The organism is candidate division KSB1 bacterium (assembly GCA_022566355.1).
GTDB lineage: Bacteria > Zhuqueibacterota > JdFR-76 > JdFR-76 > DREG01 > JADFJB01.
The window spans coordinates 1-12,935 of the sequence record JADFJB010000008.1 but is presented as its reverse complement, the minus strand read 5'-3'; the positions used below and the strand labels follow the sequence as shown (position 1 = coordinate 12,935).

Below are 12,935 nucleotides of genomic sequence, written 5' to 3'. Positions count from 1 at the left end.
CGACCAATGTGCTTATCGGGATGTGCAGTATCGCGATAGGCGCATTGGTTGCAGGCAGTATCCCCCTCTATTCAAAATTATTTTTAGCATGTTTTTCGGGTGGTTTCATCACCGGGGCAGCCAATACAATCAATGATTTTTTTGATGGCGATATAGATCGTATTAACAAACCAGACCGGCCTTTGCCTGCAGGATTGGTTTCACCTCAGAATGCTCGGATTTGGTCATTCTTACTTTTTGGGCTGGGGATTGGGTTAAGTTTATTGATTAATCCACTTGCGGTTTTGATTGCAAGCGCAACCTCACTGTTGCTTTTCTATTATAGTTACCGGTTAAAACGAACCATTCTTTCGGGTAACCTGGTGGTTGGTTTGGTATCGGCTTTGGCTTTTATTTATGGTGGTGTTGCTGTAGAACAAATAGGGATGGCATTTATTCCTGCTGTTTTTGCGTTTTTCTTTCATCTTGGTCGCGAGATTTTGAAAGACATTGAAGACGTCCCTGGAGATAGGAAGAATCAAATAAAAACATTTCCGATAACCTATGGAATAAATCCTTCTAGATGGCTAATTTCTGCCATTTTTCTGTTGCTAATTCCAGTCACTTTTATACCTTTTATTCTTGGAATTTTTGGTAAGGTTTATTTAATAGTAGTAGTTTTTGGGGTTGACTTATTTTTACTTTTTGTTATTTTTTCATTGTGGAGAGATTCTTCGACACAAAATTTACATCGTTTAAGTGATATGCTAAAAGCTGACATGGTTGTCGGATTGGCTGCCATTTTGTGTGGAGTCATGATCAACTAAATGCGAGTTGTTTTACAGCGAGTTCAGTCTGCGAATGTTTCAATCGATGGCAAAATCATTGCTGAAATCAGGAAAGGGTTATTGCTTTTCGTTGGTATAACCCATGATGATAGCGAAACCGATATGAAATACATGGCAGAAAAGTGTGTAAACCTGCGAATATTTGAGGATGATGCAGGAAAGATGAATGTTTCCGTTAATGATTTAAGAGCCGAAATTTTGGTTGTTTCTCAATTTACTTTGCATGCAGATACTCGCAAAGGACGCCGGCCAAGTTTTATCCAGGCTGCACCACCTCATCAAGCATTGCCAATGTTTAATCAATTTGTAAAACTGTTGAAAGAATCCGGTTTGAAAGTGCTGGTAGGTGAATTTGGCGCTCATATGAAAGTGAGCCTCACCAATGATGGCCCGGTTACGATTATTTTGGATAGTAAAAATTGAGGAAGCTTTGCTTTAAACAATAAGTATTGATGCGATGCTTGATCCTGGTTTCTAAATTCCGGAAATCAATTAACAAAAAGCAGTATTCCACGTTTGAAAATTAAATTATAATTCGTAATTTATATTTTGTTATTTGAACTTTTTTTGTCAAGTATCCAGCATCTAGAATCTAGTAAACTAGCATCAAAAATCGAGCATCTGTTCACCAAAACAACATAACATATAAAATTTAACTGGTTAACTAAACATTCTATGAATTCATTTTTAAAATTACCAAAACCATTGGTGTTGGCTTCTCAATCCCCAAGACGATTGCAATTGTTGCACCAGGTTGGTTTTACTGTTGAAGTTATTCCCAGCGATATAGAAGAAAATTCAAAGACAACTTCTCCTAAGAAATTTACAACGGATCTGGCAATTAAAAAAGCAAAAAATGTCGCGGCTAAAACAGAAAATCGAATTGTAATAGGAGCTGACACAGTTGTTGTTTTGGATCAGGAAATTCTTGGCAAACCAATTGACAAAATTGCTGCACGCCAAATGCTGCAAAATCTGAGTGGCAGAGAGCATGTGGTTTATTCTGGAATTGCCATAGTAGACTCGGATAACAACAAGATAATATCGGATTGTGAAAGCACGGTTGTTTCTTTCAGAGAATTAACGAATAATGAAATTGAAATTTATGTAGAGAATGATAATCCTTTAGATAAGGCAGGTGCCTATGGAATCCAGGATCGCAGCGCTTTATTTGTGGATAGGATTGAAGGGTGTTATTATAATGTAATGGGTTTCCCATTGACCTGCTTTTATTTAAATTTACAGAAATTTCTTTCTGCTTAGAGTTTAGTAATGAACTATATAAGTAACCCGATATAATAGGTAATCGTTTTAGCAAAAAAACCACTTGTAATAAGGAGAACTCGTTGAGCTTCGAAGCATTAAGCCGGAAATTACGCAAAGCTAGATTAGATAAAAATTTGAAGTTGTCTGAATTAAATGATAAAACCAAAATTCAACTAGAATTTCTGAAGAAGATGGAAAATGGTGAATTTGATTTCTTTCCCAAGCCTGTCATTATTGGTTTTATTAAATCGATTGCCCTGATTGTAGAAGTGGATGAGTCGGGATTAATAGCGCTTTACTACGCTGAATTTGAAAAACCAACAGTAGTTGATAATGCTAATCAGAATAAAGATCAATCTGTAATTAATAAGCAAAATAATGCAAAAATAATAAAAGAAGCTATAAAAGAATTAGAAGAGTCAAAAGTTCCAAATGAAACAATCGTTTCAAAAGAGATAAAAAAGCCTAAGAAAAAAACTGCCAAAAGCAAAATAACAGTTCAAGAAAAAGAAGGTCAAAAGCCAGGAATAGAAAAGAGCTCTAAACTTGTTGCTAAACCGCCAAAGTCTAAAGATAAGAAGTCTTTAACGTGGTTTTCTGAACATAAGGGAGAGCTAATACTTGGAACTTTGGTTTTACTTATTCTTGCCGGAATCATTTATGTCTATATCCAATATATCAGCAAAGAGAATGTCAATTCATCAAATGAACCGGTGGAAAAAATCACTGTTTTTGAAGCCAGGCGGCAAAATCTCGAAAAAGCAGAAACTGAAAAACCGGAGATTGAACTCATCAGGATCCCTGAAAAAGTAAAATTGCGTGTTGTTGCTGCAGAATCAACCTGGTTCCGGATGGTAAGAGATGAATATGATACAACTGAATATATTTTCCCACCGGGAAGAGACCGAACTTTTGAAGCGAATGAGAAAATTGAGCTAAGAATAGGGCGAGCAGATGGATTATTTCTTTGGGTCAATTCGGATTCGATTGGAAAATTAGGTACAGCGGCGGAAATCGTTAGTAAGTTGGTTTTAACCAACCAGGGGATCACCGAACGACGAATTCGACGGCCACAGCCGCCTCCTCAGCAAGAATAAATATATGAGAGACAAAGAGACAAAGGGACAAAGAGACAAAGAGACAAAGAGACAAAGAGACAAACTAACAGAGAGGCATAGTTCTTTTCTTAAAAATTTATTTGCTATTTTTTTCTTTAATTGCAAGTAAAAATCGGTTTTTCATAACCACCTAAAAGTCCTGCAAAAAAACATGGGCAAACACTTTGGCGTCTCCGATTATGTTTGGAATTAGGGAGTGTTCATTGGGTTGATGGGCAGTTTCTTTATTGGTGCACCAAACTGCCGCATTGAATCCTTTCCCCCGAACACATGCCGCAACAGTGCCTCCGCCAATTCCCATCGGTTTTGCTTTTCGGCCATGAACTGCCTTAACAGCAATTTGCAAAGCTTTAACAACCGGTGCATCATGGGGGGTTGCTGGATTCGATGGTTCGCTATGGGGTAAGTCTACTGAAATCTTAACGCCAAATTCTGTTTCAGTTTCTTCGATTTGTCGCTTTATTTCAGAAATGACCTTGTTGAAATAGACGCTTGGTAGAATTCGACAATCCAGATAAAAAATATCCGTTCCGGGTATCGTATTGACATTATCGACGTTTGCCTCTTTCTTCGTTGGCTCGAATGTAGAGATCGGCGGATCGAAAAGCTCATCGTGCTCGGGGAATTGTTCATATAACCGATTTAATTTCACGATGAGATGCGCCCCAGCACGATGTGCATTAATGCCCAGTTCTGGTTGAGAAGCGTGACATTGCTTGCCGGTAATCGTAAATTTCAGCCACAGGATTGTTTTTTCTGCAACTTCAATCATGGTACCATCAGCATTCCCGGCGTCAGGTATGATGATCAAATCCTGTTCGCCAAATTCTTCCAACTTACGTTTCAAAACGCAGCTGAGGCCATATTTGCTGCCGGTTTCTTCGTCGGCTACCATTACCAGGACAACATCGTAATTGGGTAAAACCTGTTCTTCTCGCAACGCTTTTGCAGCTAATAAACTAGATACGATACCCTGCTGATCATCTTCTACGCCTCTGCCGATGATCTTATCTCCATCAACCCGAACGGTAAAAGGATCCTGATCCCACAAGTTTCGATCACCTTCAGGAACTACATCCATGTGTGAGATGATCCAAATTTTCCGGGAAGAATTCTTACCATTAAAATAGCCGAGCAGGTTTGGCCGGTAACCATCTGCAACTCGATTATCAGTACATTGAATTTCTTCAATTTTATCGGCTTTTAATTCTTGTAATATCGTTCTAATTTCAGCGGCTTTTTTCACTTCTCCTTCGCCGCCGTTCTCGGGTCCAATCGCTGGAATAGCTGTCAACCTGGTTTGATATTCGATTGCCGTATCACCATAAGTTTCTATTCTCTTTTGCAATCGGTCGAAATCTGGATGCAGGATCATCATGAAGTCTTTCTAAGTCTTTTTGTATTTGAAATGTAAAAAAAACTGCGAACTGTTATTGGATACCATGAACTACTTTTAACTCAAATACATTTTTTACGAAAAACAACAAAATAAAAGTAAGGATGCAAGCTACAACTGGAGTGGTTATCCAACCGAGGGCAATCTTTCCCAGGACACCGTATTTTATCCTCGATATGCCTTTAGCTAATCCAACACCGAGAATTGCGCCAATAACGGCTTGCGAGCTGGATACCGGCACTAAAGGAATTGTCGGTAATCCATTACTCAAGAGAAAATTTTCGATACTTTGTGAGGCAAAAATAAATAAAACCAATGATTGTGAGAGTACTACAATAAGGGCTGTTAAAGGTGTAAGTTTAAACAATTCATTTCCTACCGTTTCCATGACTCGTCGAGAATAAGTAATAATACCTACAGAGATGGCTAATCCTCCTATCAAGAAAAGCTGCTGAGTTCCTGGAATAACCCATCCCAATATTTCAATATCTTTGAATGGAGATGCGGAGATGAATACTCCCACTACATTAGCAATATTGTTAGCGCCGAGGCTGTAAGCGCCAAAAGCCCCAATAAGCAGTAATCCGAGCCGGTTATAGAGGTCTTGTTCTAATAAATGTATCTTAAATTTTCGAAAGAATTGATAAAATATTTTATATAAGACAACTGCAAACAGTGCTGCTAATAACGGACATATAATCCAGGCCGAAACTATTTTTGTTAGTGATTGTAAATCTGTCGCCGAGCCCGTAAAAAGATTCCATCCGATAATTGCTCCAACGATCGACTGAGAAGTTGAGACTGGCAGCTTCAATTTAGTCATCCAGGTGACTGTAGCAGCTGCAGCCAAAGCAACCGTGAAAGAACCAGCCATGGCATTCACCGCACCTAGCTTTCCAAGAGTATTAGCAGTTCCTCCACCGCTGACCACCGCTCCAATCACTACAAAGATACTGGCAACACATGCTGCAACCTTAAACCTGACCATGCGTGTGCCAACGGCTGTTCCGAAAACATTGGCCGCATCATTCGCACCTAAAGACCACCCTAAAAACAATCCACTTAATAAAAAGAACCAGATCATTATCAATGCTTTCCGGTATCACATGTATCGTTTAATTGCCGCAATTGAAATGCGATCACAAACGTCCTCCGCTCGATCAGCGATGTTTTCCATTTTGAGCACAAAATAGCGAATATGGCTTTTATGACTCAATTCAATATCCATTTTGAAGACAGTTCTTTTAATTTTTTCAGCTAGCTTATCTGATTCATGTTCATAAAATTGTGCTTTACTAATATGATCTCGAACCGCAGTTAAATCTCTAAAATAGGCTCGAATAGCCAGCACCATTCCATCTAATGAATTGATAGAGGCTTCAGCCAGATCTAATAACATCCCACGTATGGCTGTAAGAATATTCGGTGTCTCAACTGAAAATTCCAACAAAGTCTCGGCAGTCAAATTTAGAACTCGATCCGAGCTTTCGAGCAGTCCTAATACATCTCCACGAGATTCTGGTATTAAAGTTTGAATGTACAATTGACTTTCGATTGAACGACGCAAACCATCCGCCTGGCTTTCGCACTGATCGAGGGATTTTAACCGGTCCTCAAAATCCTCAAATTTTTCCTGAAGGTAGAATTTTAGTCCCTGCTTAAACAATAAACCGCCTTTTACAACACAATCCAAATATTCATCAATCTGCATTTCTAATTCTTTGGTTTTTTTAAATGGCAGAAGCATTTCTAATCCTCATGGATTTAATCAATCAAGTTCATAATTAATTATGGATCATCATAATAAAATAATAATGTGTACTTTTTCTTAAAAGTATTAAGACAGGATTAACATCATGAACAAGACTTGGATTCAAGTTTCAAATGCGACAAAATCATTTTCATGATGAGCCTTAATTTATTTCCTTTATGAAAAAGTTGGCGGATTATTAAGATAAAGAACTAAATAGTTATCAATCAAGCTTAATAAACCAAATGGAATGAAAATGCAAGTTAAGAAAGTAGAATGGAGAGATACAGAGGACAATCGATAAGTGCAACGACCCCGGATTTTAGATTACTTACCGAAATGCTCTAAAGCAATATCTTGCTCTGATTCTTCACCGGGAGGATGAAGCTGGATATCGCTGAATCCATCTCCGTATTTATCTGTTATTCGTAAATAAAATCCCCATTCTTGAATACTGTTGGTTACTTTGAGCAGCAAATTATTATCACCTGGCCACAAAACCACCTTGACGATATCGTGGTCTAACGCTTCATCATGCAAGCGGTATGCTTGCCAGACCAATTCATTATTGAACCACAACTTACCTGCCTCATCCGTGCCTAAACGTATTTGTACGACCCTTTTATCCGGTGAATGAATTGAAAGAGCTGCATAAGCCACAGACCAGGATGATTTGCCAAATATTTTTTTCAAATTGATATAGCCATCATACGAGCCATCGACCGCCGGTCGCCATTTCAATTCATCTTCAGAATCTGGATAACTCTCTTTTTGGCCTATTTTTTCTTCGGGTGGAAAAACTGTGTTAAATCCGGAATCGTTCGGATAAGGCCCGATAACAGACCAATTTTCTTCCAGGGGTGTTCCCAACGCTTTATACTCTTTGGCTAACTCGTCCTTTCTGCCAAATTTCCCCAGGTACTGAGCATAGATATATCTTGCCATAACCTCAATATCTTTCCTGCCGGCTTCTTTTGCGATATCGTACAGATATCCACAATCGGAATAATCGGTTGAGTCAGTCACTGGCGCCAGATCAATCCATTCACTCATATACTTCCATCCTCCAGAATTCCAGCCTCGATTTTTAAATTTAGTCAGGTATGTGAGAAATTTAGTATCAATCTCCGCAATCGTTTCAGTGGCTTTTTGAGTCTCTCCCATTCGCAGGTAAGCTGTCGCAAGTACTCGTTTAAATTGATCTCGTAAGAAGGGACTGGGCTCACTTTCAATGAGATCTTCAAGGACTGTAACAACTTCTTTTTGGGGCAGGTCGATTTCCATACTCAGGGTTAAATATTGCGCAATATCTTGAAGATTCCATTCTCTATTCGTGACAGCGCTTTTATTTTTTGTAAAAAATGATTGGTATATTTTTCTGGCGGTCATAGTGTCACCAATAGATTGGTACATCTCACCGGCGATTATGATTGGATAAATACTCTTTGGCCATGTATCAAACGCTTTTTCAATCGCTTTTTCAGCTTTCTTAATCTTGCCTGAGCGCCATAGAATCCTTGCCTGGTTTGCGTAAGAATTTGCTTTGGTAAGATCGCTTCTTGCATGTTTTATCGATTCGTTTGAATAAATGAGAGCTTCGTCAAGATTTCCCAATTCACTAAATATAAGAGTTAAATTTTCGGCGGAAGAAACAAAATCGGGCCTGATTTCTAATGCCTTTTTTAAATGGGGCACACCTTCACTTAATTGGCCGGCGCGCATGAGAATTTCGCCGCGACTATCATGGGGGTTTGGTTCGTTTACCGCTAGTTCTTCATACTTATCCAAAAATTTTAAGGCAGTAACTAAGTCGCCTCGGTCAGCGTAAAGATAAGCAATTTCATTGTAAGCAAGTTTTCGCGCAGGGTCTATATCCAGAATTTTCTTGAATTCTTTCAGAGCTTTTTTAGAGCCAATATATTTGTACATCGTTGCTAACTGCATCCTGGTATCGACATCCTGGGGCGCGTGAGCAACAAATTTCTCCATGGTTTTCATCAGGTTTTCTATATCACCATCAAATTCGTATTCATACAATTCTAAGTGGAGCTTATCTGTTTTTGAAAGTTTATCAGCGAATTGTCGAGCTTTTTTCAAAGCTTGAATTCCTTCATCTGTCTTTCGTTGAGAAAAATTAATTTGCGCCAATCGTAGGTAAGCAGCCGCAAATGAAGTGTCGGCTTTAATCGCTAGCAGTAGGCACTTTTCCGCATCTTTATATAGAAACTTCTCTTGATTTTCTATCGCTTCGGTGTAGCAGCGGAAGGCTTCAATGGAGTTCGTCATATCGGACAGGTCATATTCCGGATCAGCCTGGGCAATTAAATCTCCGCGCAGGTTCGTTCTTACCTTTTGCGAAAGTTCGTTAACCATGCTGAATATCTGTTCCATGCCCGGGCTTCTTGTTACTTCCTTGCGGATGAGTTTATTTGTTTCAGCATCTCGCAGTTCAACTTCAATAACAAGTTCACCGGATTCATTATAAATTCTTCCTGTCAGTAAAGTTTCTATTTTTGCATTACGTGCAACTTTCGCTGCTAAGGTTAAGTCAATATTTTCTGGAACTTCTTCGCCCGATTGTACCAGAAGCTCTTGTATTTTCTGGGTATTAAATACATTTAAATAAGGTGATTGAGTGAGATCGGTGACTAACATTTCGGAGATTCCTCGTCGCAGCCAATCAAGATTCGCATCACCGGTTTGATTGTCGAAGAATAAAATGGCAATACTTCGCTGATCTTCAGGCTCGACTTGCAAAACACTGGAAGCGGTAAGAACGTTCGTTGCTTCATCGTCAGCTGAGTCGGCAAGTTTAATTTTACGAGATTCGTTACTGCTGCATCCTAAAAGGATCAAAAGAATGAGAGCAGTTATGCTGGATAATAAAGTATTTCTAAACATTAAATCTCCTGGTAAAATAAATGAGAATATTTCAATGTGTCAGGTTTAAACAATCTTTGATGTTTACGTTTTTGCATTTGCTATGTTTCAGAACTTTAGCCTGAATTTTATGTGAAAATTCAATTATTGGATTCTGCCAAACATTTAACCAGAACCATAGTCAGATCATCGTGCTGGTCGTGGCCATTTACATGATCTTGCACACTCCGCAAAATATAACTGCAAATATGGGATGCGTCCAAATGTTGCTTCTTACATATTGTTTCAATGAGGCGCTCTTCGCCGTATGCTTCCATTTTAGAATTCATTGCATCTGTCAGTCCATCTGTAAACAATAAAAATGAATCGCCGGGATTTAAGATTAATTCAACCTCCTTTAGTTGTTGTTCGAATAGCCTGCCCGAATCTAACCCTAACCCGATGCCGGGAGGAGTAATTAAATCACAAAATCCATCAGCCCGGATGTGAAGCAGTGAATTATGACCAGCCCTGGCAAAATTAAATTGGTTTTTTTTAAAATCTAAGATTCCATAAATCATGCTGGTAAAGATGTTACGCTCGAAAGTTTGATATAGTTTATGATTAAGGTCTACTAGCAAGCTTTTCGGGGATCGATGAATGGGGACGAGAGACATCATCATTCCTTTAATTTCTGCCATGTAAAAAGCAGCAGAGGCCCCTTTCCCGCTTACATCAGCAATAACAATACCCATGCGGTCTTCATCCATACGGAAGAGGTCATAATAATCGCCGCCAACTTCATTTGCAGGTATACATGTGCTGTCCACTTCAAATCCGGGAAGTACCGGCATTTCACTTGGCAAAAGTTTTTTCTGAACATCACGAGCTATTTCCAGTTCGTGCTTCAGTCTTTCTTGGTCCCGTAAGTCATCGTAAAGAAGTGAGTTTTCCAAAGCAAGCGCAGCCTGGTTGGCGAGGATAGAGGCAAAATGCTGTCGCTTTCTATCGACTTGGTTCTCTTCAGTTTGTCCTTCAAACACCAGCAAGCCAAATAGTTCACCCTTAATATTCATTGGAATAACCAGGTCATTGTTATCCCGAAATGGATTTGAAAAAGCGTTTTGAACAATCTCTGGCGCCATTTTCAGAAAGAATCCATCGGAATTTTCTAAAAAGATCGTTTGAACCGGATCATCAAGTTTTAAAGCGCGGGGCTCATCCGAATTTTGCTCCGGATTAATTTCGTAAAAAAGATTTTTATTTTGCCTATCACGCAAGAATAAAATTGCACCCTTAGCCCCTATTACTCCTTTCAACCTTTCACGAATCAAAAGGGCTAAGCGATCCAATTGAAATGTCGCTCCAAGTTCTTGTCCAAGTTTTTCAATGATTCGTCTTTCCCGTAAGCCATCCACCATATCGTTGAAATTCGCAGCCAGCTTACCGATTTCGTCACGATTGACTATTTTTACTTTGTGGTCCAGATCGCCTGCCTTAACTCCATCCATGGCAGCGCTCAAGTGTTCAAGAGGTTTAGATAAACGCCTGCTAAAAATAACCGATAGCGTGCCAAAAATCACCAGGAAGAACAAAGCCATGGACACATTTCGAATGATGTCATCACGTAAATGATTATTAATTTCGATCAGCGAGAACCCTACATGGACGCTTCCTAAAACATGATCGCCAGATTGTATATTAACAGTCTGGGTTCGCATATCGTCTTGACTTTCGATTGCCACAGCTCCCTCATCCAGGCGTTGGACAATTTCCTCTTGACGTCTTCTGGAGATGGTTCCGTTATTATCAACCTCCACTAAATTCAAATTTAATGAATGCGCGCGTAAATCCAGGCGGTCGTCATAAATTGCGATATAGATGATGTCTTCATCCACGGTGATGAGCTTCGTAATATAATTTTGATAAATACTCCAATCCAGGCGATCTACAAGCTGCATGGTTGCAATATTACGCGCAATACGTTCCACCTGGTTCTCAACATCAACACGCCTGGATTCTATTTCGCGAATCGTGAAGAAAAAAGTCACACTTGCCATAATAACTGTGACAAGGATCGTGCTTAAAAGGATGAGTTTTAATCTTAAACTGAATTTCAATTTACCTAGGATCATTAAATCTCAGAAAAAAATAACTTCTCATATAATTACGAATGATTTTCATTATGTTTTCACGAAAATGAATTAAAAACATGAAGCTGGAAGTGCTTTATAAGCAATTAAACCCTAATATTGGAAAATATATTGGATTAATTCCAGTTTTAAGTAGCAGAGTTTTTAACTGAATAAATCAAACCTGGTTTCAAAAGGATTGGTTGAGTAAGCGACTTGTAAGCAAGCTGAACGGGTTGTATTTCAGTAATGGTTCACTCTATGGGATTACTGGCTGAAAAGATTTATGTCTGAAGGATTGTGGAAGTGTTGGAGGGTATTAAGCGATAATTTTCAGGTAAGCGTTTAGCCATATTTGCCGATAACTTTACTGTTGATTTTAGGCCATATCTGACATATAATAGACTATGCATGTACCTGAAAAGCCAGTTGTTTGGCTACACGGTGAAATTAAAACACCGCCGTTTTCGAAATCTGCGCGTCTTGAAGCTGGATTTTTACTGCGAAAACTTCAACTTGAAGAAATACTATCGATGCCACATTCACGACCCATGCCGATTGTCGGTACAAGATGTCACGAGTTGCGAATCAACGATAACAACTTAACGTGGCGAATTATTTATCGATTAGATTCTGATGCAATCATAATTTTACTAGTATTCGATAAAAAAACCAATAAAAACTCCAAAACAGGTCATTGAAATTTGCAAGCAAAGAATTAAACTTTACGATTCAGCTTAAATTATAATATAAGGAATACTTGATATGAACACCACCAAGAGAAAACGGCTTGAAGCTAAGGGCTGGCGCATCGGTTCAGCCAAAGAATTTCTTGGGCTTAGCGAACTGGAGGATGTCTACATTGAATTGAAGTTGACACTCGGTGAAAACCTTAAAAAGCGCAGGCTGAAAAAGAAATTGACTCAAATTGAACTGGCTAAACTTCTGAGATCTAACCAGTCCCGCATCGCAAAAATGGAATCCGGCGACCCCTCTGTCTCGATAGACTTGCTCATAAAATCACTGCTGGCTTTGGGCACCACAAAACAAGATATTGCAGGTATTATCTCAAGCGATTGATTACGCTGGTTTGTAATACGAAGCTCAACCCCAATTTTTGGGTTGTTCTTACATCGGATTTGTTATGTGTGTTTTCAATAACTCCAATCTGCATGACTTACCGGTAATTTATTCAATTCTTTTTTTAGTTGTTTCCAATTGGGTAAATAGGTGGCCATGTAGTAAAGAAATTTGTCGTTGTGATGTCTCTCCAATAAGTGCACCATTTCATGCACAATGATATATTCCAGGCAATGAATGGGTTTCTTTGCCAGTTCAAGATTTAGCCAAATTCTTTTCTTTTCAATGTTGCATGAACCCCATTTGGTTTTCATGAGTTTTACTTGCCAGTCGTTGACCTTTAAATTCATTCGCTTTTCCCATTTTTCAATAAGTTCAGGAATTATTCTTTTGAGTTCCTCACGATACCACTCTTTCATTATTTCATGCCGTTTGGCTATCGGTGTTTCGGGTCTTACATAAAGGTCTATATAGGTTTTATTTTTCACAACCACTTTAGGCGGTGCA

At 38.9% G+C, this 12,935-nt stretch carries 11 protein-coding genes and 1 pseudogene; 6 read left to right on the top strand and 6 right to left on the bottom strand.

The window, feature by feature from the left end; all coding sequences use genetic code 11:
* The first annotated feature begins 20 nt into the window (after nt 1-20).
* From IIC38_02800 to IIC38_02785, 4 genes are all read left to right on the top strand, one after another.
* On the top strand, nt 21-806 hold the full coding sequence (locus tag IIC38_02800; GenBank protein MCH8124876.1) for a geranylgeranylglycerol-phosphate geranylgeranyltransferase: 786 nt from the start codon (nt 21-23) through the stop codon (nt 804-806).
* Nucleotides 807-1,250, top strand: coding sequence for a D-tyrosyl-tRNA(Tyr) deacylase (locus IIC38_02795; GenBank protein ID MCH8124875.1), 444 nt, complete (start codon nt 807-809; stop codon nt 1,248-1,250).
* Nucleotides 1,251-1,502: 252 nt separating this feature from the next.
* A complete protein-coding gene (gene maf, locus IIC38_02790) occupies nt 1,503-2,090 on the top strand; it encodes a septum formation inhibitor Maf (GenBank protein ID MCH8124874.1) in 588 nt (195 codons plus the stop codon).
* Between the two features lie 83 nt (nt 2,091-2,173).
* A complete protein-coding gene (locus IIC38_02785) occupies nt 2,174-3,190 on the top strand; it encodes a helix-turn-helix domain-containing protein (GenBank protein ID MCH8124873.1) in 1,017 nt (338 codons plus the stop codon).
* Between the two features lie 151 nt (nt 3,191-3,341).
* On the opposite strand, the gene IIC38_02780 is transcribed toward IIC38_02785, so the two are convergent.
* The 5 genes from IIC38_02780 to IIC38_02760 form a co-directional block, all read right to left on the bottom strand.
* Nucleotides 3,342-4,586 carry a M20 family metallo-hydrolase gene (locus IIC38_02780; GenBank protein MCH8124872.1) on the bottom strand — a complete coding sequence of 415 codons (1,245 nt, stop codon included), beginning with the start codon at nt 4,584-4,586 and terminating at the stop codon, nt 3,342-3,344.
* 55 nt (nt 4,587-4,641) lie between these two features.
* Entirely contained in the window at nt 4,642-5,691 is a 1,050-nt protein-coding gene (locus IIC38_02775) for an inorganic phosphate transporter (GenBank protein ID MCH8124871.1), read from the bottom strand.
* Between the two features lie 18 nt (nt 5,692-5,709).
* The gene (locus tag IIC38_02770) at nt 5,710-6,354 is read right to left on the bottom strand and encodes a DUF47 family protein (GenBank protein MCH8124870.1); all 645 of its coding nucleotides are present in this window, start codon (nt 6,352-6,354) and stop codon (nt 5,710-5,712) included.
* Nucleotides 6,355-6,684: 330 nt separating this feature from the next.
* A complete protein-coding gene (locus IIC38_02765) occupies nt 6,685-9,258 on the bottom strand; it encodes a hypothetical protein (protein MCH8124869.1) in 2,574 nt (857 codons plus the stop codon).
* Nucleotides 9,259-9,377: 119 nt separating this feature from the next.
* The gene (locus IIC38_02760) at nt 9,378-11,351 is read right to left on the bottom strand and encodes a SpoIIE family protein phosphatase (protein MCH8124868.1); all 1,974 of its coding nucleotides are present in this window, start codon (nt 11,349-11,351) and stop codon (nt 9,378-9,380) included.
* A 404-nt stretch (nt 11,352-11,755) separates the two neighbouring features.
* Between IIC38_02760 and IIC38_02755 the strand changes: the two are divergent.
* Together IIC38_02755 and IIC38_02750 are read left to right on the top strand one after the other, a co-directional pair.
* Nucleotides 11,756-12,089, top strand: a pseudogene (locus tag IIC38_02755) (type II toxin-antitoxin system RelE/ParE family toxin).
* 24 nt (nt 12,090-12,113) lie between these two features.
* Nucleotides 12,114-12,428 carry a helix-turn-helix domain-containing protein gene (locus IIC38_02750; GenBank protein MCH8124867.1) on the top strand — a complete coding sequence of 105 codons (315 nt, stop codon included), beginning with the start codon at nt 12,114-12,116 and terminating at the stop codon, nt 12,426-12,428.
* A 74-nt stretch (nt 12,429-12,502) separates the two neighbouring features.
* Here IIC38_02750 and IIC38_02745 read toward each other — a convergent pair.
* Nucleotides 12,503-12,935, bottom strand: a 433-nt coding sequence (locus tag IIC38_02745; GenBank protein MCH8124866.1) for a M48 family metallopeptidase, incomplete at its 5' end; no start/stop codon positions are given.

Excerpts from the sequence above, each read along its gene's own strand:
- IIC38_02800 (MCH8124876.1), top strand. The coding sequence starts at position 21 with ATGTGCAGTATCGCGATAGGCGCATTGGTTGCAGGCAGTATCCCCCTC.
- IIC38_02795 (MCH8124875.1), top strand. The coding sequence starts at position 807 with ATGCGAGTTGTTTTACAGCGAGTTCAGTCTGCGAATGTTTCAATCGAT.
- maf (MCH8124874.1), top strand. The coding sequence starts at position 1,503 with ATGAATTCATTTTTAAAATTACCAAAACCATTGGTGTTGGCTTCTCAA.
- IIC38_02780 (MCH8124872.1), bottom strand. The coding sequence starts at position 4,586 with ATGATCCTGCATCCAGATTTCGACCGATTGCAAAAGAGAATAGAAACT.
- IIC38_02775 (MCH8124871.1), bottom strand. The coding sequence starts at position 5,691 with ATGATCTGGTTCTTTTTATTAAGTGGATTGTTTTTAGGGTGGTCTTTA.
- IIC38_02770 (MCH8124870.1), bottom strand. The coding sequence starts at position 6,354 with ATGCTTCTGCCATTTAAAAAAACCAAAGAATTAGAAATGCAGATTGAT.
- IIC38_02765 (MCH8124869.1), bottom strand. The coding sequence starts at position 9,258 with ATGTTTAGAAATACTTTATTATCCAGCATAACTGCTCTCATTCTTTTG.
- IIC38_02760 (MCH8124868.1), bottom strand. The coding sequence starts at position 11,351 with ATGATCCTAGGTAAATTGAAATTCAGTTTAAGATTAAAACTCATCCTT.
- IIC38_02750 (MCH8124867.1), top strand. The coding sequence starts at position 12,114 with ATGAACACCACCAAGAGAAAACGGCTTGAAGCTAAGGGCTGGCGCATC.